Source organism: Leisingera sp. ANG-M6 (genome assembly GCF_000813905.1).
Classification (GTDB): domain Bacteria; phylum Pseudomonadota; class Alphaproteobacteria; order Rhodobacterales; family Rhodobacteraceae; genus Leisingera.
This window is the reverse complement of sequence record NZ_JWLG01000003.1, coordinates 147,366-167,246: the sequence shown is the minus strand read 5'-3', so window position 1 is coordinate 167,246 and position 19,881 is coordinate 147,366. Positions and strand designations below refer to the sequence as shown.

The 19,881-nt window shown below is 63.0% G+C and carries 20 protein-coding genes and 1 pseudogene; 5 read left to right on the top strand and 16 right to left on the bottom strand.

What is annotated here, in order from left to right:
- Nucleotides 1-288 (top strand): annotated as a pseudogene (locus RA24_RS02180) (bifunctional methylenetetrahydrofolate dehydrogenase/methenyltetrahydrofolate cyclohydrolase); the annotation flags it as partial.
- Between the two features lie 90 nt (nucleotides 289-378).
- Here RA24_RS02180 and RA24_RS02175 read toward each other — a convergent pair.
- Together RA24_RS02175 and pdeM are read right to left on the bottom strand one after the other, a co-directional pair.
- Nucleotides 379-786, bottom strand: a complete 408-nt coding sequence (locus tag RA24_RS02175) for a PaaI family thioesterase (protein ID WP_082020306.1) — start codon at nucleotides 784-786, stop codon at nucleotides 379-381.
- 74 nt (nucleotides 787-860) lie between these two features.
- Nucleotides 861-1,511: a ligase-associated DNA damage response endonuclease PdeM gene (gene pdeM, locus RA24_RS02170; RefSeq protein ID WP_039189456.1), complete on the bottom strand. Its 651-nt coding sequence runs from the start codon at nucleotides 1,509-1,511 to the stop codon at nucleotides 861-863.
- A 78-nt stretch (nucleotides 1,512-1,589) separates the two neighbouring features.
- On the opposite strand from pdeM, the gene RA24_RS02165 reads away from it, so the two are divergent.
- Complete coding sequence (locus RA24_RS02165; protein WP_039150145.1) at nucleotides 1,590-1,850, top strand: hypothetical protein; 261 nt, start codon at nucleotides 1,590-1,592, stop codon at nucleotides 1,848-1,850.
- Between the two features lie 24 nt (nucleotides 1,851-1,874).
- Here RA24_RS02165 and RA24_RS02160 read toward each other — a convergent pair whose 3' ends face one another.
- Together RA24_RS02160 and RA24_RS02155 are read right to left on the bottom strand one after the other, a co-directional pair.
- The gene (locus tag RA24_RS02160; RefSeq protein WP_039189453.1) at nucleotides 1,875-4,301 is read right to left on the bottom strand and encodes a ligase-associated DNA damage response DEXH box helicase; all 2,427 of its coding nucleotides are present in this window, start codon (nucleotides 4,299-4,301) and stop codon (nucleotides 1,875-1,877) included.
- Nucleotides 4,302-4,339: 38 nt separating this feature from the next.
- Nucleotides 4,340-4,708 (bottom strand): winged helix-turn-helix transcriptional regulator, encoded by a 369-nt coding sequence (locus RA24_RS02155; RefSeq protein ID WP_039189451.1) that lies wholly within the window; start codon nucleotides 4,706-4,708, stop codon nucleotides 4,340-4,342.
- Nucleotides 4,709-4,799: 91 nt separating this feature from the next.
- Between RA24_RS02155 and RA24_RS02150 the strand changes: the two genes are divergently transcribed.
- The gene (locus RA24_RS02150; RefSeq protein ID WP_039189449.1) at nucleotides 4,800-5,570 is read left to right on the top strand and encodes a nuclear transport factor 2 family protein; all 771 of its coding nucleotides are present in this window, start codon (nucleotides 4,800-4,802) and stop codon (nucleotides 5,568-5,570) included.
- A gap of 41 nt (nucleotides 5,571-5,611) precedes the next feature.
- Here RA24_RS02150 and RA24_RS02145 read toward each other — a convergent pair whose 3' ends face one another.
- The 12 genes from RA24_RS02145 to RA24_RS02090 form a co-directional block, all read right to left on the bottom strand.
- Entirely contained in the window at nucleotides 5,612-6,919 is a 1,308-nt protein-coding gene (locus tag RA24_RS02145) for an ATPase (protein WP_039189446.1), read from the bottom strand.
- A 180-nt stretch (nucleotides 6,920-7,099) separates the two neighbouring features.
- Nucleotides 7,100-7,597 (bottom strand): prepilin peptidase, encoded by a 498-nt coding sequence (locus RA24_RS02140; RefSeq protein WP_019298328.1) that lies wholly within the window; start codon nucleotides 7,595-7,597, stop codon nucleotides 7,100-7,102.
- Between the two features lie 3 nt (nucleotides 7,598-7,600).
- Nucleotides 7,601-8,449 (bottom strand): tetratricopeptide repeat protein, encoded by an 849-nt coding sequence (locus RA24_RS02135; RefSeq protein WP_019298329.1) that lies wholly within the window; start codon nucleotides 8,447-8,449, stop codon nucleotides 7,601-7,603.
- A gap of 31 nt (nucleotides 8,450-8,480) precedes the next feature.
- Nucleotides 8,481-9,071 carry a tetratricopeptide repeat protein gene (locus tag RA24_RS02130; protein WP_039150130.1) on the bottom strand — a complete coding sequence of 197 codons (591 nt, stop codon included), beginning with the start codon at nucleotides 9,069-9,071 and terminating at the stop codon, nucleotides 8,481-8,483.
- The gene (locus RA24_RS02125; protein WP_019298331.1) at nucleotides 9,071-10,054 is read right to left on the bottom strand and encodes a type II secretion system F family protein; all 984 of its coding nucleotides are present in this window, start codon (nucleotides 10,052-10,054) and stop codon (nucleotides 9,071-9,073) included. Before RA24_RS02125 ends, RA24_RS02130 begins: the two co-directional genes overlap by 1 nt.
- Nucleotides 10,055-10,064: 10 nt before the next feature.
- The gene (locus RA24_RS02120) at nucleotides 10,065-11,033 is read right to left on the bottom strand and encodes a type II secretion system F family protein (protein WP_019298332.1); all 969 of its coding nucleotides are present in this window, start codon (nucleotides 11,031-11,033) and stop codon (nucleotides 10,065-10,067) included.
- The gene (locus RA24_RS02115; RefSeq protein ID WP_039150124.1) at nucleotides 11,033-12,469 is read right to left on the bottom strand and encodes a CpaF family protein; all 1,437 of its coding nucleotides are present in this window, start codon (nucleotides 12,467-12,469) and stop codon (nucleotides 11,033-11,035) included. Before RA24_RS02115 ends, RA24_RS02120 begins: the two co-directional genes overlap by 1 nt.
- Before the next feature lie 24 nt (nucleotides 12,470-12,493).
- Nucleotides 12,494-13,723, bottom strand: a complete 1,230-nt coding sequence (locus RA24_RS02110; protein WP_029205051.1) for an AAA family ATPase — start codon at nucleotides 13,721-13,723, stop codon at nucleotides 12,494-12,496.
- Between the two features lie 155 nt (nucleotides 13,724-13,878).
- Nucleotides 13,879-14,508 carry an OmpA family protein gene (locus RA24_RS02105; RefSeq protein WP_019298335.1) on the bottom strand — a complete coding sequence of 210 codons (630 nt, stop codon included), beginning with the start codon at nucleotides 14,506-14,508 and terminating at the stop codon, nucleotides 13,879-13,881.
- A gap of 15 nt (nucleotides 14,509-14,523) precedes the next feature.
- Nucleotides 14,524-15,930: a type II and III secretion system protein family protein gene (locus RA24_RS02100; RefSeq protein WP_029205052.1), complete on the bottom strand. Its 1,407-nt coding sequence runs from the start codon at nucleotides 15,928-15,930 to the stop codon at nucleotides 14,524-14,526.
- Nucleotides 15,931-16,145: 215 nt separating this feature from the next.
- A complete protein-coding gene (cpaB, locus tag RA24_RS02095; protein ID WP_019298337.1) occupies nucleotides 16,146-17,003 on the bottom strand; it encodes a Flp pilus assembly protein CpaB in 858 nt (285 codons plus the stop codon).
- Nucleotides 17,004-17,179: 176 nt separating this feature from the next.
- Complete coding sequence (locus RA24_RS02090) at nucleotides 17,180-17,386, bottom strand: hypothetical protein (protein ID WP_019298338.1); 207 nt, start codon at nucleotides 17,384-17,386, stop codon at nucleotides 17,180-17,182.
- A 358-nt stretch (nucleotides 17,387-17,744) separates the two neighbouring features.
- Here RA24_RS02090 and RA24_RS02085 point away from each other — a divergent pair, with 358 nt between their 5' ends.
- Together RA24_RS02085 and RA24_RS02080 are read left to right on the top strand one after the other, a co-directional pair.
- Nucleotides 17,745-18,554 (top strand): lytic transglycosylase domain-containing protein, encoded by an 810-nt coding sequence (locus tag RA24_RS02085; RefSeq protein ID WP_152612793.1) that lies wholly within the window; start codon nucleotides 17,745-17,747, stop codon nucleotides 18,552-18,554.
- Nucleotides 18,555-19,404: 850 nt separating this feature from the next.
- A complete protein-coding gene (locus tag RA24_RS02080) occupies nucleotides 19,405-19,881 on the top strand; it encodes a hypothetical protein (protein WP_019298340.1) in 477 nt (158 codons plus the stop codon).

Below are 19,881 nucleotides of genomic sequence, written 5' to 3'. Positions count from 1 at the left end.
CGCGCCGACATCGTGGTTGCTGCCGTGGGCCGCCCGGAAATGGTTCCGGGCGACTGGATCAAGGAAGGCGCCACCGTCATCGACGTGGGCATCAACCGGATCGAGCGCGACGGCAAGAACGTGCTGGTGGGCGACGTCGACTTCGCCTCCGCCGCCGAGCGCGCCGGCGCCATCACCCCGGTGCCGGGCGGCGTCGGCCCGATGACCATCGCCTGCCTGCTGGCCAACACCGTCACCGCCTGCTGCCGCGCCAACAACCTCGCAGAGCCCGAAGGCCTGACGGCGTAAGACGTTCGCAGAACAGCAACGGCTGAAAATGACACTCCCGCCGGATCGCCTCCGGCGGGAGTTTTTTTGGAAAGATGAAATGAGGGGCGTTTAAGCGGAGACGGGCACCATGGTGCCTTGCAGGAGCGCGACCAGCTTTTCCTCTTCGCCTGTCACCGCGTGAACTTCTGCCGTGACGATCACCAGGCGGCGGCCCGGTTTGATGACCTTGCCGGTGGCACGCAGATAGTCCCCTGCGCCCGGGGCCAGCAGGTTGATCTTCATCTCCGCCGTCATCACTTCGCTGCCCTCAGACATCATTGTCAGCGCCGCATAGCCCGCGGCGGTGTCGCCGATGGCAAAGCTGAGCGCCGCATGGGCCACATCGTGCTGCTGGCGGCTGCCGGGCAGGATCGGGGCGGTGATCACCACTTCGCCCGGCGAAACGCTGGCGACCTCCGCGCCCAGTGTCTGCATCATGCTTTGCTTGGCGAAACTGCTGCGGATGCGGTCGTCCATCACTTCTTTCCTTCTGCTGGTTGCGCCAAGCATAGAAGAGGCCGGATAGCAAAGGGCCTGTGACGCTGCGCCACTTAGCGGGGCATGGGAACCGGCAGCGCCTGCGGGCCGGTGAGGATCGCCAGCGCGTCCCTTTTCATCAGGGAGGTGAGCGCGGGATCGGAGCTGCGCAACCCGCCCGTATAGGTGCCGAAGGCGGGCAGGATGAGGCGTGACTGGTCCAGCAGGAAGCAGGGGCGGGAGGTGCTGCGCACCCGCGCCTTGGGGTGGTAGTGGCCGGAGACTTCGGCCTTGGCCGCAGGATCGGCGATGTGGCGGAAGGTGAGGGAGGCAAGATGCAGCTCTGCCATCTGCTCGCCGCCCAGATCCGCAGGGGCCGGGTCGTGGTTGCCGGTGATCCAGATCCAGCGGCGGCCTTTCGTCAGGGCGGCCAGCTGCGATTGCTCCGCATCCGGCAAAGCCCGCGAGGCGGCGTCATCGTCGAAACTGTCGCCGAGGCAGACCACCGTGTCCGGCCGCAGGGCAGACACCAGTTTGGCGAGACGGATGAGCGTGTCCCGCGTCTCATAAGGCGGCAGGGCGCTGCCGCCGCGCCGGATGTGGCGCTCGGATTTGCCCAAATGCAGGTCGGAGACACAGATCAGGCGCTGCGTGGCCCACCAAAGCGCGCCGGAGCCAAGGGCGGTGAGGCGGGCGCCTGCGAGGATGAAATCATATCCGGTCATGCAGTTGCCTTTAACGGGTGGCGCAGTCTATGCAAGCAGGGCAGGTTAAGATGTCGCTGATGGAGACAGTGGGAAAACATGGCTGGAGTCGCTGTCATTCTGATTTTCGTTGTCTCGTTTTTGCTGTACCGCCGCGAATTGCAAAACCCGGTCTACGCGCCTCTGCGCGAGGAAGGGGTGATTTGGAAACGGACCGGATTTCACTTGCTACATGCCGTTCTAAGAGACAAGTCAGATCCTCTGAAACCGATTCAGATGCGCTTGGGGCTATTGGGTTTAGGGTGGGGGGCGGCCGTCGTCATGGCGGCTGTTGCTGCGGTCGTCTACCTGAGCGCCTAACGGGTTCCTGAACCCAAGAAGGTATCACTGCAGCTTGTCCAGCCCGGACTGCCGCATCAGTGCCGCGGCTTCCTGCTGCAGCAGTTTCTCCTCCGCCGCGCCCTTGACCGGGACCTTTCCAACCTCCAGCAGCAAAGGCGCAGCTAGGGGAGAGATCCGCTCCAGCCGCCGCAGCGTGATGCGGCCGCGGGTCCGCTCCAGCATCTCCTCGATGCGGCCAAAGTCCACCAGCCCGCGCAAGGCCTCCTCTCGGGTGATGTCCATCAGCAGGTGATCCGGGTCGTACTTGCGCAGCGTGTCATAGAGGATGTCAGAGGAGAACGTCGCCTGCCGCCCGTTCTTGCGCGCGCCCGGCGTGTTGCGTTCGATGAGGCCCGCGATGGTGGCGGCGCCGCGGAAGGAGCGTTTCATCACCGCATTGCCGGCCAGCCAGCCCTCCAGCCCGTCGCGAAGCGCATCCGGGTCAAACAGCGGCGCGGGGTCGGTGACTTCTTGCAGGCCCCAGATCAGGGTGGCGTAATCGGTCGATACAAAACCCAGCGGATCAAGCCCCAGTTCCTCCATCCGCTTGGTCAGCAAGAGACCAAGAGTCTGCTGGGCATTGCGCCCGGCAAAGCCGTAGACGCAGATGTGTTCGCGGCTGTCGTGCGGGAAGCTTTCGATCAGCAGCCGCCCGGCGCGCGGCAGTTCGGAGACCTCCCGCTGCAGGTCCAGCCACTCCGCCGTGTGGCGGGGCAGGGCGGGCCAGCTGTCCTGTTTGAACATCGCCAGGATGCGGGCGCTGAGCTGGGTGGAGGTGGCGAATTTGGTGCCGGAGAACACCGCGATCTTGGGTTTCTTGCCGGGGTTGCGGGTGACCTCCACGGTCATTTCGCGCAGGCCCTCGTAGCGCACGGTCTGGCCGCCGATCAGGAAGGTGTCGCCGGGGGTGAGGGTGGCGGCAAAGGCTTCCTCCACCTCGCCCAAAGGTTTGCCGCCGCGGCTGCGTTTCAGGCGGACCTTGATCAGGTCAGCGTCCTGTATGGTGCCCAGGTTCATGCGGATGCGCTGTGCCGCGCGCGGGTCGCGCAGCTGCCACTTGCCGTCCGGGCGCTGCAGCAGCCGCTGCCACTGGTCATAGGCCTTCAGCGCGTAGCCGCCGGTGGCGCAGAAGGTGAGGCAGGCATCGAATGCGGCGCGGGTCAGACCGGCATAGGCCCCGGCTTGGGTCATCTCGGCATAAAGGTCATCTGCATTGAACGGGCCTGAACAAGCGGAAATCAGGATGTGCTGGCACAGCACGTCACGGGGGCCGGGCCCGCGCGGGTCACCATCCAGATCATTTTCGCGCACCGCTTCCAGCGCGGCGCGGCATTCGACCACCTCGAACCGGTTGGCCGGCACCAGCAGCGCCTTGGACGGGGCATTGTAGCGGTGGTTGGCGCGGCCGATGCGCTGCACCAGCCGTTTCACGTTCTTGGGCGCGCCGATCTGGATCACCAGATCCACGTCGCCCCAGTCGATGCCGAGGTCCAGCGAGCCGGTGCAGACGATGGCGCGCAGCTCTCCCCGGACCATCGCCGCCTCCACCCGCTCGCGCTGGACCCGGTCAAGCGAGCCGTGGTGGATTCCGATCGGCAGGGCGTCGTCGTTGGCAAGCCAGAGGTTGTGAAAGAAAATCTCGGCCTGGGCACGGGTGTTGTGGAAGATCAGCGTGGTCTTGTGCGCCTTGATCTGTTCCATCACCGCCGGGATCGCATAAGCCGCGCCGCCGCCGGCCCAGGGCGGGGCCTCCTCCGTTTCCAGCATCCGGATGTCCGGCGCCGGGCCGGGGTCGGCCAGCACAATATCGCAGGGGCCCGGGTGGCGGGCGAGGTAGCTGGCGATCGCTTGCGGGTCGTCCACCGTGGCCGACAGACCCACCCGCCGCAGGTTCGGGCACAGCGTCTGCAGCCGCGCCAGCGCCAGCATCAGCTGGTCGCCGCGCTTGCTTTCGGCCAGCGCGTGGATCTCGTCCACCACCACCCGTTTCAGCCCTTTGAATGTGCGGGCAGCGTCCTCGTAGGAGGTGAGCAGCGCCAGGCTCTCCGGCGTGGTCAGCAGGATATGCGGCGGGTCGGCCCGCTGGCGCCTCTTGCGGGAGGCGGGCGTGTCGCCGGTGCGGTCATCAATGCGGATGGGCAGGCCGATTTCCTCAACCGGCGTGCGCAGGTTGCGCTTGATATCGGCGGCCAGTGCCTTGAGCGGCGAGATATAAAGCGTGTGCAGCCCGTCGTGGGTTCCGTCGGCCAGTTCCGCCAGCGTTGGCAGGAAGCCTGCCATGGTTTTGCCGCCGCCGGTGGGGGCGATCAGCAGGGTGCAGGAGGCCGCGGCCCGCTGCAGCATGGTGTGCTGATGCGGGTGGATGGTCCAGCCGCGGGCGGAGAACCAGTTTTCAATCGCTTCAGGCAGGGCAGGGGCGGTGTCACTCATCCTGTGAAATCTGGGAGGCTTTGAACCTCATTGCAACGTCATTTGCTGTCATAAACGGTCCGCGCCTGCAGAACCTGCTGATGCCGCCCGGCGGCCCAGATGGTCAGGGACTTCATGTGTTCCAGAAGCTCCTGCCCCAAGGGCGTCAGCGCATAAGACACTGCCACCGGCGGGCCGGGATCAACGCTGCGGGTGACATAGCCGTCACGCTCCAGCTTGCGCAGGTTCTCGGTCAATACCCGCTGGGTCACATCGCCGATGGTGCGCCGCAGCGCGCCGAACCGCAGCGCGCCGTCCTCCAGCACCAGCACGATCAGCATCTGCCATTTGCCGGTTACCTGCGACAGCACCTGCCGGATCGGGCAGTTCTCGGCTTGGTCCTTGGAGAGGGCGGTTACTGGAAGCATACCTGGTTCCTAAATAGTGCGTAATTGATATCTGGTGCGGAAAGGATACCACATTGGGCTGTCACGACAATGCGATTCGAAAGGACATCCGATGAGTGCCAAAGAACTCGTTCTGAATGCCGTAGCGGCGATTTTCACCTCGTTCGACCCGGAGGCGGCAGAGCAACTGCTGGCGCCGGGCTATATCCAGCACAACCCGATGGTGCCGACCGGGGCCGCGCCCATTATCGGGTTCATTCCGGCGCTGAAGGAAAGCGGCGTCACGATGGAGGTCCACCGGGTGATTGCCGAGGGCGACATGGTGGTGCTGCACAGCACTTTCGGCAATGCCCAGGCCTTTGGCGGAGAGACGCTGGTGGCCTTTGACGTGTTCCGGGTCGAAGACGGTAAGGTGGCCGAGCATTGGGACAACCTGCAGCCGCCCGCCGCGCCGAACGCCTCAGGCCGCACATTGACTGACGGCACGACGGAGATCACCGACCTGGACAAGACGGCAGAGAACAAGGCGCTGGTACAGGGCTTTGTCACTGATGTTCTGCACGGCAAGGCGCCGGAGAAGATCACCAGTTACGTTTCAACAGAGACCTACCTGCAGCACAACCCGAACATCGGCGACGGTCTGGAGGCGCTTGGCGGAATGATTCAGCATCTGGCGGAAACCGGCCAGGCTCTGGCCTATACCAGCACGCCGATTGTGGTGGCAGAGGGGAACTTTGTCTTCACCGCCTCAGAGGGCAGCCTGGGCGAAACACCGATGGCCTTCTTCGACTTGTTCCGGGTCGAGGACGGCAAGATCGTAGAGCATTGGGACACCGTCAGCCCAATCCCGGCGGAGATGGCGCACGACAACGGCAAGTTCTGACCGCAGAAAACGGAAGGGCGGGATGACCCCGCCCTTTTTCATCACTTCACGATGTGTTCGTCCTTGACGAACATGTTGGCCCAGGCTCGGTCGATCAGCTCCGGCGACATCTGGTAGGGGATGCCCTCAAATTCGCAGATGGAAATCATCTGGTCGATCAGGAACACCGGCTGGTAGTTGGCATAGATGTTGTTGATCGTCGGGTATTTCTTCTTCAGCAGATGCACCAGCGCCGCCTCGTCCAGCGGCATGCCCTTCTTGCGGGCCACCATGGCAAAGATCTTGAGGAAGTTCTCCTGGTTCGGCCCGTCGATCTTGATCTTGAAGAATATCCGGCGCAGCGCCGCCTGGTCAAAGATCTCATTCGGGTGGAAGTTGGTGGAGAAGATCACCAGCGTGTCAAAGGGCACCTCGAATTTTTCACCCGATTGCAGTGCCAGGATGTCCTTGCTTTCTTCCAGCGGCACGATCCAGCGGTTGACCAGCGACTGCGGCGGTTCCGCCTGGCGGCCAAGGTCGTCGACGATGAAGATACCGCCGGTGGATTTCAGCTGCAGCGGCGCCTGGTAGGTGCGCGCGGTCGGGTTGTAGACCAGATCCAGCATGTCCAGCGACAGTTCGCCGCCGGTGATCACGGTGGGGCGCTCGCACATCACGTAACGCTCGTCAAAACGGCGGCGGCGGCGCAGGGCGTTGGGGTCTTCCGGCTCCTGCTCGACCGCGGTGTGCACGATCGGGTCATAGACGGTGATCACCTGGCCCGCGTATTCGATGGCGCGCGGCACATAGACATGATCCCCCAGCGCATCGCGGATGCCGTTGGAGATCGAGGACTTACCGTTGCCCGGCGGGCCGTACATCAGGATCGAGCGGCCGGCGCTGACGGCGGGGCCAAGGTGATCCAGCAGGCTGTCCGGCAGCACCAGATGCCCCATCGCATTGGTCAGCTGGTCGCGGGTCACCTGGATATTGCGGATCGACTGGCGCTTCACCTGTTCGCGGTAGACCGCCAGCGGCACCGGCATGGCACCGAAGTATTCGGACTGGCTGAGCGCATCCAGCGCCCGCGCCTTGCCCGCGTCAGTCAGCTGGTAGCCCATCTCGTTGCCGCTGTTGGCGTTGAGCGTGCCGGTGGCCTCCAGCAGCTTCTGCTCGCGGGCCATATCCACCAGCTCCTGGGTGACAGAGGAGGGCAGGCAGATCGCCTCGGCGATCTCAGTCACGTTCTCCACGTTCTTGCGGAAGATGGTCTTGAGCAGGATATCCCGCATCATCACCAGCGGCAGCTGCATCTGTTCCAGCCCCTTGGGGGCGGGAGGGGCCACAACGGTGAGGTTTTGCATGTTCATGGCGGTGCCTGTCCCTGATATCCATATCCGGCCCCGGCCGGCGGGGCGCTCCTGGAAACAGACTATTCAGGACTGTGGCAACAGCGGGGCAGAGCTGCAGCATTTCCGCGAAAGGGGCGTGAAATCCACCGCAGTTTTATGGACCGCCCGAAACCGCAGGCCGGGCGGTGCCTGCCAGTATCAGCTGCCGAATTGCGCGGCGAGGCCGAGGTAGAGGGCAAGGGTGGCGCCCAGGCAGAGGCCCATCGGAAAGCTCTTTCCGGTGTCCCAGCTCTGCCATTGCGGCGCCAGCTGGCGCAGGCGCGTGTGCTTGGCAATCCGGTGGGCGGTGAAGCCGGCCAGCAGGGTGGCGGCAAAGACAACCATCAGCATCCGCAGGTCGCCAAGCGCAAAAAAGGGCGCGGCGGCACCGGCAAACTTGGCGTCCCCTGCACCAACGGCCCCTGCGGCATAGAACAGGAAGCCGAGCGCAATGCCCACCGGCAGGTGCAGCAGGTGCCAGCCATAGTCCGCCCAGCTGGGCATCACCAGCGCGCCAATGACGACATAGATCACCGCCAGCAGGTCAACCGCCCAGTTGGGGATGCGCATGCCGCGCAGATCGGTCAGCGCCACCGTATAGCAGATCGGCAGCACGAAAGGCAGGAACCACAGGGCTGCGTGGGCCGGGAACTGCATGGCTCAGCCGTTTTCCAGCGCTGCCAGAGAGCGCGCGGCTTCTTCGAAATGCTGCGGGTGGGTATCAATCGCCTCGCGCAGCAGGTTTTCGCCAACCTTGACATCGCCCTGTTTGACAGCGGACAGGGCCAGCGTATGCAGCAGCAGAGCGCGTTCGGATTGCTCCAGCGGGATTACCGGCAGGGTGTAATTGCGCTGCGCGCCGCGGGCCAGCACCAGATTGTTCTTGGCAGTAAACAGGCCCTGGTCCTGGCGGATGGCCTCGCCGAACAGGCGCTCCGCACCGGCAAAGTCGCCGCGGGTCAGCTTGGAATAGCCCCAGTTGTTCATCACCTTGGCCGGTGTGGTGGTCAGCCCGACGGCGATTTCATAGAAGCTGTCGGCGCGCTTCCAGTCCTTATTGGCGTCGGCCACAACGGCCTCCAGCCGGTAGCGTTCATAGGTTTCATGGGTTGGCGGCACCTGGTCCAGCTCTGCCTTGGCCGCATCCCATTCGCCGCTGCGTACCAGCGCGCCGGCCAGCTGCACGTGATCCTCGCTGGTGGCGCCTTTCATTGTCACCACTTTCTTCCAGGCGGCGGTGCCTTCGGTGGTGCGTTTGGCGCGGATCAGCGAATGCGCCAGGCCGCGCTGCAGATCGATCCGGTCCGGGCTGGTCTTGAGCGTGCGCTGGAAGTGGGTCACCGCTTCGTTCGGGTCGGCCACCGACAGCATGACATCGTTGAGGTTGCTTTCGTCGATGACGTTCACTTCCTGAAACGCGCGTTCGACGGTTTCATCGGCTTTGTCCGCGCAGGCCGACAGGACCAGCGCCCCTGCCAGAGAAGCGGATAGGAAAATCTGCTGGCGCATTTTGTGCGTCCTTTTTACTGCTCTGCCTCTGTTATGGTGCTTCGCGAATCAGGTAGCTGCCGCTGCCCTGCCGCACCAATTTATAGTCTTCTTTTTGAGGCTCACTATGCGCGGGATTTTCAAGTTTTGCGAGGGCCAGGCGTAAATTATCGCGGATTGCGTCACTTTCGCCATTGTCGAGGGCATAGGCGCGCTGGAAGACCTGCACCGCCTCGGCGGTCTTTCCGCGCTCCATCAGCGCCACGCCAAGGTTGTTCATCGGCTCCGGCCAGGCGGGATCCGCGTCCACGGCCTGGCGCAGCAGGTCTTCGGCCTGGCCGAGCCGCCTGAGGCCCAGTTTGGCGCTGCCCATGCCCGAGAGCACCTCCGCCGTCAGCCCGTGATCCAGGGCGGCGCGGGTGAAGGCCTCCAGGGCCAGCTCGTGTTCGCCCGCTGCCATCAGCCGGTGGCCGACTACCAGCCCGTCTGCGGCCTCCTGACGGTGATCATCCCCGGGTGCCCAGGGGCTGCCCTTGTCCTGTTTCAGCCCGCTGGTCGAACACGCTGCCGCCAGCGCGAGGGCGCTGGCGGCAGCTGTAACCTTGAGCAGACGGGCAGAAGCTGCCCGTAGTGCCGTTTTCATTACTGGGGTCCCATATTGCCCATGTTCATGATGCCCTGCACCGACGGACCAACAAGAATGATCAGCAGCGGCGGGACTGTCAGCCCCATTGTGGCAAGTGTCATCTTCACGGGCAACTTGTTTGCGGCCTCTTCGGCGCGCATCACGCGCTTGTCGCGCATTTCCCCGGCATAAACCCGCAAGGCATCGGCGATTGAGGTGCCGAAGCTGGCGGATTGGATCATCACCGTCACGAAGGAGGACACATCCTGCACCCCGCAGCGGGTGCCCATGTCGCGCAGCACCTTGTCCTTTTCCTTGCCCGCCTTCAGTTCGTACGCGACGACTTCGAATTCCGAAGCCAGTTCCGGGAAGGACGCGTGCAGTTCCTGAGACACCCGCACAATGGCCTGGTCCAGCGACTGGCCGGCCTCGACACAGACCAGCATCATATCGAGCGCATCGGGGAAGCCCTCGGTGATCTTTTGCTGGCGTTCGCCGATGCGGCGGGTGATCCAGTATTTTGGCAGCATATAGCCCGCCCCGCCAGGCGCGATGATGCGCAGCGCCATCTGCTGGCTGTCGTAGTCGATGTCCGCCTTGATCACATAGACAAAGAACAGCCCGCCGATCAGCCCCAGCAGGCCGAGCGCAAACTGCGCGAAATGGAACAGGCGCACCGAGTCCTTGGAGTGATAGCCCGCCTGGCGCAGTTTCAGCTCCATCGCGGAAAGCTCATCCGCGTTCTGCGGCTCCAGGAAGTTGGCGAACTTCTGCAGCTGCTCGTTGCGGCTGGTCTGCCTCAGGCGCTCTTTTTGCGTGCTCTGCCGGGTTTCGGGTTTGATATTCTTCTGCAGCTTCTTCAGCGGGTCTTCCGGCTGGTTCAGCAGTAAGGGAATAGCGAGCAGGATCATGAACATGCCCGCAATGCCAAGCGCCAGGAGCGGTCCGAACTCGCCGAACTGCGATGTGAGGAAGCCGTCAATACCGGTTACAAAATCCACGATCCGCTCCTTACACTTTGATGTTTGTCAGCACGCGCATGACAATCAGGTTGGCGGTCAGCATCACGCCCACTGCAAAACAGGCGGGAATGAACCAGGGATGGTCGATCACCTCGTCATAGTAGCCCGGGTCCTTGACCAGGATCCCGATCAGACACAGCAGCGGGAAGCCGGACAGGAACTTGCCGGACCATTGCGCCTCGGCGGTGATTGCCTTCACGCGGCGGAACAGGCGGAAACGGGCACGGATCACCTTGGCCAGGCCCGCCAGGACCTCGGCCAGGTTGCCGCCCGACTGCTGCTGGATCGTCACCGCAACCGCGAGGAAGCGCATGTCCTGCATATCGAGCCGCTCCGCCATTTCCTTGAGCGCCTCGCCAACGTCGCGGCCATAGGCGCATTCATCGGAGATGATGCCGAACTCGGTGGCCAGCGGATCCTCGACCTCATTGGCGACGATCTGCACAGCAGAGGTAAACGGGTGGCCGACCCGCAGGGAGCGCACCATCAGCTCCACCGCGTCGGGAAGCTGCTCTTCGATCAGTGCCATGCGCTTGGCGGCCTTCTTGTTGACCCAAAAGAACACCGCCCCGACACCGATGATGACAGAGCCCAGAACGCGCACCGGCAGCGGCGCGCTGGTGCCGATGCCGAGGCCGACAAAGGCGATGCCTGCCAGACCTGCCATAATCAGGATCAGCTGTTTGGGGGAGAAGGCGATGGCCGCCTTCTGCGCCCGTTCCGACAGCAGCGAGTAAAGCGGGATCGACTGCGATCTGGCGTGCTGGCCCAGCTCCTTGCGCAGCTGCTCCAGCACCTGCTCGCGGTTGCCGCCCTTTTCCATCATCTCCAGCCGGCGGTTCACCTTGCTGTTGAGGCTGATCGACTTGCCGAAGACAAACAGATACAGGCCTTCCACCAGCGCCAGGACGCCAAAGAAGATCGCGCCATAGATAAGCGGTTCTGAACTCAGCTCCATCAGCGCTGCTCCATCACTGTGGGTTCATAGATCGACGGCGGCAGGTCATAGCCCCAAAGACGGAAGCGCTCGGAATAGTGGCTGCGCACGCCGGTGGCGGTGAAATGGCCGATGATCTTGTTGTCCGGCGTCAGGCCGACGCGCTGGAACCGGAAGATTTCCTGCATCGAGATCACGTCGCCCTCCATGCCAGTGACTTCGGTGATCGAAGTCATCCGGCGCGAGCCGTCCTGCAGGCGCGAGGCCTGCACGATCAGGTTCACAGCTGAGGCGATCTGGCTGCGCACGGCTTTGATCGGCATTTCGATGCCGGCCATGGCGATCATGTTTTCCAGACGCGAGATGCCGTCGCGGGCAGAGTTGGCGTGGATTGTGGTCATCGAACCGTCGTGGCCGGTGTTCATGGCCTGCAGCATGTCGATCACTTCCTCGCCGCGGGTCTCGCCGACGATGATGCGGTCGGGGCGCATCCGCAGCGCGTTTTTCAGACAGTCGCGGGGGGAAACCTCACCCTTGCCCTCGACGTTGGGCGGGCGGCTTTCCATCCGGCCCACATGGGTCTGCTGCAGCTGAAGTTCCGCGGTATCCTCAATTGTCAGGATGCGCTCGGCGTTGTCGATAAAGGACGACAGCGCGTTCAGCGTGGTGGTTTTACCGGAACCGGTACCGCCAGAAACAATGACGTTCAGGCGGGTCGAAACCGCGGCTTGGAGATAGGCTGCCATTTCCTCAGTGAAGGCACCGAAATTCACCAGATCATCAATGCCCAGCTTGTCTTTTTTGAACTTCCGGATCGACACCAGAGAGCCGTCCACCGCAATCGGCGGCACCATCGCGTTGAAGCGGGAGCCGTCAGCGAGGCGGGCGTCCACATAAGGATTGGATTCGTCGACACGGCGTCCCACGGCAGAGACGATCTTGTCGATGATCCGCATCAGGTGCTTTTCATCCTTGAAGGCGATGTCGCTCAGTTCCAGCTTGCCGCTGCGCTCGACAAAGATCTGATGCGGGCCGTTCACCAGGATATCGCTGACCGTTTCGTCCTGCAGCAGGGCTTCCAGCGGGCCAAGTCCGGTGACCTCGTCATAAAGCTCCTTGTTCAGCTGCTGCCGGTCCTCGCGGTTCAGCACGATGCTTTTTTCGGCCAGGATCTCAGTTGCAATGGTGGAGATTTCGGTGCGCAGCTCCGCTTCGCCTGCGCGTTCCAGTGCGGACAGGTTCAGGTTCTCCAGCAGATCACGGTGCAGCTGGATCTTGATCTCGCTCAGCCGCTCCTTGCGCTTGCGCTCCTTGTCCATCGGCTGCGCTTCAGCAGCCTTGCGCTGCACGGGACGCCGCAGGCTGGCGGCCGGTTTGGCCGAGGCCGCGGGCGCTGCCGCTGGCTCCGGCGCCGGTGCTGCAGGTTTCGCGGCCTGTTTCTTGTACTTGGAAAACATCAACTCACCCCCAATTCAAGCCGTTCAGGCGGCTTCTGCTTCATTGCGGCCCAGCTCATGCAGCGAGGCTGCGAGCTTGGCGATTTCCTTGCGCAACGGGTTCTTTGCGGCAGAGACGGCCAGCGGCAGCCCGTGATCGCAGCTCTGCAGGATCTGCTTGCCGCCATCAGGCAGCTGCAGGTCGATCGAGATGCCCAGCGACTCCGCCATCCGCTTGACCCGGCTCTTGCCGGTCAGATCGGTAAACTTCGGCGCCCGGTTCAGGGCAAAGCGCAGTTTTTCGAAGGGCAGGTCTTCGGCCTGCAGCGCCCGTTTCAGCCGCAGCGCGTTCTGGGCAGAGCGCATGTCCAGCTCAATCAGCGCGAAATAGATATGGGCCATGTTCAGCACCGTTTCGGACCACTGCACCAATGTGTGCGGCATGTCGATAACGACAAAATCAAAGTGGCTGCGTGCCAGCCCGATGACGCGGGTGATGTCCTCGGGCGACAGCAGGTCCAGCGGCACCATTTCGGACGGCGCGGTCAGAACCTGCAGTTTTTCCTGGAACGGCAGCAGCGCCTGGCCGAACAGATCCTCGTCCATGCTTTCGGATTCGCTCAGCATTTCCATCACCACCTCGCGGCGGGGCAGATCCAGGTAGGTCGAGACGGAACCGGCCTGCAGATCCAGGTCCAGCAGGCAGACGCTGGGCTCCTCGCGTTCGCTGAGCGCGGCAAGCTCCCAGGCCAGGTTGACGGCCATGGTGGTTGACCCGGTGCCGCCGGCCAGCCCGTGGCAGACGATCACCGCGCCTTCGCGCTGGCTGCCGGTTTGCAGCTGGTGCGGGTTCTGCACCGTCGGCGGCGGCGGGGCCTGCAGCCGGTCGATGGCGGCCTGCAGCTCCTGCTCGGGCAGGGGGTAGGGGACAAATTCGTCGGCCCCCTGGCGCAGCAGTGTATGCAGTGCAGCCGGTGTCACATCCTCGGCAATCAGAATCACTTTGATCCCGCGGGACTTGGCCTGGGTGATGATCTCGCCCATCAGCGGCAGGTCGCCTTCGTCGGCGCTGTCGATGGCCAGGGCGATGAATTGCAGCGGTTCCGCCTCCGCCTGGCTGAAAAAAGCCAGCGCCTCGGAAAAACCAAGGTCTCCCCAGGCTTCACCCAGTGCGGTTTCCATGTCTTCAATCAGGAGGTCGAAATTCTGCACGTCACGGCTGACTGTGCAGGCAACAATCGCAGGTGTTTCTGTTTGCGGCATACCGCTGCTCATCGCCATCATCCTTGTTCACTTGGGCGGACCGGGCTTTGGGCACAGTCCGCCTCTTGGAAACAATGTCGGCGGCAATCTAGGCGATATTGGGGCCAAAAATCCCCAAATATGGGGAATTGTTACTACTTCGTAACCGCTGTAGGGCGCCTGAAGGCTTACTGCAGCGACCGTGACAGCGACTGCTGCGAGGACAGGGTCGATTCCGGCACCGCGCTTTCCAGATACTCGCGGTAGATGATCTGAGCGTACTTGCCGTCCAGAACCTGCGGGTGCCGTTTCAGGAAGCCGCTCACCTCGGTTACAGTGCGGCGGTTGCGGCGTTCGCGCTCCGGCGTGGGGATCAGCGGCTGGGTTTCGCCAAAGGAAACAACGGCCTCCAGGCGGTTGCGGCTGATGCCGCGCGAAACCAGATAGTTCACCGCAGCACGCGCCCGGCGCAGGCCGAGGGACTTGTTGTAGGCGTTGCTGCCCACCGCGTCAGTGTGGCCAAAGACCCGGAAACGCACTTCCGGGAACTGCTTGATCCAATGCGCCTGGCGGTCCAGCACTGCACGTGCGGCCTGGTCCAGACGGGTGCTGTCGAAGTCGAAGTTGATGGTGTTCGGAACTTCCTTGGCAAACCGGTTGGCCAGCTGGATCGCATAGCTGCGCTCGCCGCTCATCACGGCCGAGTTGTTGAGGGTGGATTCGCCGAAGGTCGCCCTGCGGTTCAGTTCCTGCCCCGCTTCGCGTTCACAGGCGGCTGCGGTCAGGAAAAGGCCGAGGATTGCAGCGGTTCTGATCATATGTGCCACTCCTTATCAGTCCAGCACGTAGCCGTAAGAGCCGTTGAAGTCCTGCTTGGCCACTTCCGCAGCGGGGCCGTTTTTGGTGCGGGCGGTGCGCCCGAACAGGAACAGGTCCTTTTCGCTGGGCGGCGCAACCCGGTCGGTCGGCAGCGTCAGCGCCTCGCCACGGGTCGGGGTCACCAGATGCGCGCTGACGATGATGACCAGCTCGGTCTGCTCGCGCTGGTAGTCGGCGCTGCGGAACAGTGCGCCCAGCACCGGAACATCGCCCAGCCAGGGCAGCTGCGAGGAGTTGTCGAGGAACTCGTCCCGGATCAGGCCGGCAATGGCAAAGCTTTCGCCGTCGCGCATCTCCACCGTGGTCGAGGTCTCGCGGCGCGAGAAGGCGTCGATCGACAGGCCGTTCAGTTCCAGCGAGTTGGTCGGGTCGATCGCGGACACAGCGGCGTTTAGTTCCAGGTTGATCAGATCACCGTCAACCACCCGCGGAATGAAGTTCAGCTCAATGCCGAAAGGTTTGAATTCAATGGTGATAACGTCGTTTTCCTGCGCCACCGGAACCGGGTATTCGCCGCCAGCTAGGAACTTCGCTTCCTGCCCAGACAGGGCAGACAGGTTGGGCTCAGCCAGGGTGCGGACCACGCCCTTGCGCTCCAGCGCCTCGAGCAGCAGGCTGACCTGTACGGAGCCTGCGTTGAAGCCGAACAGGAAGGCGCCTGTGTTTTCGTTGGCGGCAGGGATGTTGCCCGCCAGCGAGTTGGCCAGCGCCCCGGAGGTGTTCAGAGTGTTGACGCCGCCGGTGCGGCCGTTGCCGGTGCCGCCATTGAAGCCGAGCGAGGCGCTGAGCGATTTGGAGACCGAGCGCTGCATTTCGGCAAAGCGGACCTTGAGCATCACCTGCTGCACACCGCCGACCGACATCAGGTTGCTGACCCGTTCCGGCGCGTAGCGCTCTGCCAGATCCAAAGCGCGCTGAAGGCGGGCGGAGCTGGAGACGGTGCCCGAGAGCACGATGCCGTCATTGGCGGTGCGGACTTCGATCTTCTCGTTCGGCAGGATCTGCCGCAGCCGCTGCTTGAACTCCGTCACATCTGCAGCAACCCGGACATCGACGTTTGTGATCAGCCGGCCGGACCCATCGAGCAGCGTCAGCGTGGTCAGACCCGGCGACTTGCCCAAAACGTAAATGGTGCGGTCGGAGAGAGAGGAAATGTCAGCAATACTGGGATTGGCGATGCTGAGCTCTGCAAAAGGGGTCTCGCTCTCCACCACCACAGCGCGGTTCATGGGCACATCAAGCGTCGCCGCCGTGCCCTTTTTCACCACGCGAAGAGATTGCGCCGATGCCCCATCAGCAGTCGGTATGCCAACAAGCGAAAGCCCCATCAGGGCCGCCGCCACGAACCGTCGAATTGCCATGTGACCTGCCTTTCCGATCACGCCTCAAAATCCGGGTCTTTTTGCCCGCTGTTTCCCGCACTGTGGTTCAGTTCCTGAATTATTGCAAGAATCAATGGCTTCGGGGCCTTTCCTAAGCGGCAGCTGATGTGGGGCCTTGGCAACAGACAGGTCAGCCGCCCTTCGGCAAAGAAGGGCGGCTGAACAAGGTAACAGTCTGTGCAAGAATGGAAATTCTAGTTGGTGCAGGGGATCGGAATTTCCACGACTTCCGCGCCCCGGCGGGTGCGGACGGTGCAGACTTTTTCCCGTTCCACCTCCGGCTGCACCTCAATCGCGCCAAGGCCTAGCAGCTTGCGCTGGTCAACTTCGATCACTGAGGCAACGGTGTCGTCGCCCGCGCCAACCAGGGCCAGGGTCAGCTTTCCGGTGCTCTGCGCCTGGGCAAGGGCGGCAACCTGTTCCGGCTTGGCCGCGACCGTCACAGTGCGGGCAATTACGGCGCCGCTGATGTCACTGTTTGCCTTTTGGTCAACAGCAATCAGTTCGACATTGGTTTCAATGAGGCGGGTGAACTCACCGTCGGCGGCGCCGGCCTGACGCACCTGGCCGGTCCAGTAGATATCCACCTTGTCGCCGGGGCGCAGGAAGCCGGACACGCCGGAAGACACGTCCACCCGGATGGCAAAGGCACGCATGCCGCGCTCCAGGCGCGAGGTGATGCCAGCGTCTTCACCCGGCAGGGTGACCTTGCTGGCCATGATCGCCTCGTTCTTCTCCATCGTGCGCAGAATGACACGGGGTGTCTCGTCTGCACCCGGCGGGAACAGCGCCTCCAGGCTGGTGAAAACCCCTTCGGGCAGGCTTTCCTGCGGCCAGCGGACCTGACGGACGTTTTCCTTGGTCAGCCGGTGGCCGTATTTCAATTCTTCCGTCGCAACAAAGATGTCGACGGTGGGAACCGCTTCCACCCGGGCTGCGCGTTCCTGTGCCAGAGCCTGCTGGTATGAGCTGATATATTTTTTCGCCATCATCACGGCGCCGCCGGCCAAAGCGACACCCAGGATGAGAATAAGTCCGAATACAGTACGCATGACGCTCCTTCGGTCGCATGCCCAGCCGGGGTGCTGAACAAAGACTCTGCTTAGGTTCCGGTCATCATGTTTTGCGGCAGGATCTCCGCAGCCGCTACGCGCGGCAAAAACCATGAGGAAAGCCGCCCGCTGGAGGGCAGGCGGCTTCCATAGCTCTCTTAGACGTTAGCCGGACCTTAGGTCGGGTTGTCGCCCAGGCTGTAGGTGGTCGGCACGGAGTTGGTCAGGGCGGTGCCGGTTGCGTCTGCAACGCTGTCCACGCCGCTTGCAACGGAGGTGTAGGCAACACCGGCCAGGGCTGCGACAGCTGCGGTCAGAACGACCCAGTCAACAGTCACGGCGCCGTCTTCGTCTTTGCGGAAGTTTTTGATGAACTTGATCATGGTATGGTCCCTCCAAAGGATCTCTGAATTTGCTTCACCTTGCCGTCGCTCTGGAACCTGCTCTCTCACCAGCTTTGGTTCCTGTCCGGCTTGGATGAATACATATAGCCAGTGCAGCGTGGCAGGATTTGGGCTGAAAGCCGGAAATTGCTGCCCAAATTTAACTTTTCAAAAAGAAATGCCTTAACGCCTTGTTTTTGCGGCGTTAAAAAATCGTTACTGGCGGGAGTCCCGTGGTAATTCCGCGCCAGTTGGGGGCAAATATGGCGAATACGCCAGATTCTGGTGCGGAAATGCTGGATTTTGCGGCCCGGTTTTCCGAGTCTTAGGCCAACGAAAACCAAAAGCAGGCCGAGCAATGTTTGTGCGTAACGCAGTTTTGGCGCTGGCCCTCTGCGCCATGCCCCTGGCCGCGGCCGGGCAGGAGGCGGCGACTCCCTTTCCCGAGTTTGAGGCAAAGCGCGTCAAACCTCCGGCGCCGGGAACCGGCAAGCGTATAACTGTGCAGATCGAACCGGAACCCGAAGCAGAGAGTGCCCCAGCTGCAGCGCCTGCTGCCGGGGACCCGGCCGCTGTGCCGCCCGCGGGACGTTACGGTTGGTTCTGGGACAAGGTCGCGTCGGGGATTGAGGGCGCGGGGCCGGGACGTTTGGACGATGCGATGCAGGCCCTGAACGGCGCCAAGGGACTGACGGCACCGCGGCTGCAGCTGATGCAGGACATTGTGCAGGAGCGCGGCGTGCAGATCCTGACCGAAAGCATTGGCACAGAGGTGTCACCTGCCTTGGTGCTGGCAGTGATTGCCGTCGAATCTGCGGGCAAGCCCGATGCTGTCAGTTCCGCAGGTGCGCAGGGGCTGATGCAGCTGATGCCCGACACCGCCGCGCGGTTCGGGGTCAGCGATGCCCTGGAAGCCAAGCAGAACATCTCCGGCGGCATCCGGTACCTGGACTGGCTGATGAAGGAATTCGGCGGCGACCCGATGCTGGTTCTGGCAGGGTACAACGCAGGCGAGGGCGCGGTGCGCAGCCATCAGGGCGTGCCGCCCTATGCCGAAACGCGCGATTACGTGCCCAAGGTCCTGGCCGCTTACCAGGTGGCGCGGGGCCTGTGCATGACGCCGCCGCTGTTCCTGTCGGACGGATGCGTGTTCCGGATGCAGAACTGACCCCCCTGCGCGCCCCTTGGTTCCAGCAGCCAGTGGCCGGGGAAGGGGAGCCGGGCGAATCCCGCCCGGAATCAAGCCGCAGACGCCGGGCGAGCGCCTGCCGGCAGCGCATTGCGTTGCAATGCGCGAGAGGCCGCCCCACCGGGCTGGCGCTTTCGAGAGTGCTGCGCGCCTTTGATAGCTTGTACGGACGTTGCCGGGATAATTTGCCCTGCACCAGCGTTGCGGCGCCACCCCGCGGGCAGGCGCCCGCCCTTTGCATCAAGCTGTGGGTACGGCACACCGCAGGGTGTTGCGCACCCAGCGTACGCCCCCTTCACGCGATCCTCATTTCCCTATGCCACACTCCCAAATGATCGCGATCCCCCAGCCATGGATCCCGCGCGCGGGACCATGATACGAGGCCCAGGCATCTGTGCGGCTGAATGGGCAACACCCGGAGACCGGCCCTGATAAAAAGGGGGTCGTCCAAGCGAGCTTGTCCGAGCAGGCCCCCTGTGGGGTCTGTCCACCTCCACCCCGGCGGCGCCGCCCCCTTAATTGGGACCTCAGGCACAACCGAACGGACCGAAGAAAAGAAACAGGGACCTGCAAGGAAAAACCGCCAAGGGCAAAATGCCCCCGGCGGCCAAATCTGCTGCGTTTCCGGGGGGGGGGCGCGCATGACGCCGCCGTTGGTCCTGTCCGATGGCTGCGCGGTCCTGACCCTAGGTGCGCTAAGCCTTTGATCAGGCTGACGCTGCGTTTTTTCGGAAAATTGCCGGTGTCCCTGACGGCTGGCCTTGTTGCTGCCCCAGTTGACTGATTTCTGACCGGTATTTTCAGACGTACAAGTCATTGGAGACAGAGATTGGATTTAGGTATTGATCCGTCGGCGGTGGCCGCGGGCTCGCAAGAGGTGACCAGCACATTTGTCATGTTCGGAACCATTGCGTTTGTCGGTTTCTTCGGCCGGATGATTTTTGTGGCCTTTGGCCCCGGCCTCGCAAAGTCCAACCCGTTCCGGAACTTTTCGGGCGGCGGTTTCATTCTTCTGGCGGCGGCACTTTTTGCCGGCGGGCTTTATGCCTCGGGTAAAATGACCAAAGCCACCGTGCTGTTCAAACGGCACCTGGCCGATCCCGTCATTGTAACCTTGCTGGGCAAGGACAGCTGTGATCCGGCGGATGGCAGCTATTGCGTTGTGGTGTTCGAAGACGGGCAGGAAAAGATCGTCAACTGGTACAACAAGCGGGTCTACATGTACGAGATCGTCAACCCGCCTGAGGGGGCAGTCTGGCACACCCTTCGCCCCCGCCACCGGCCCGGTCTGGCTGCCGGAGTATAG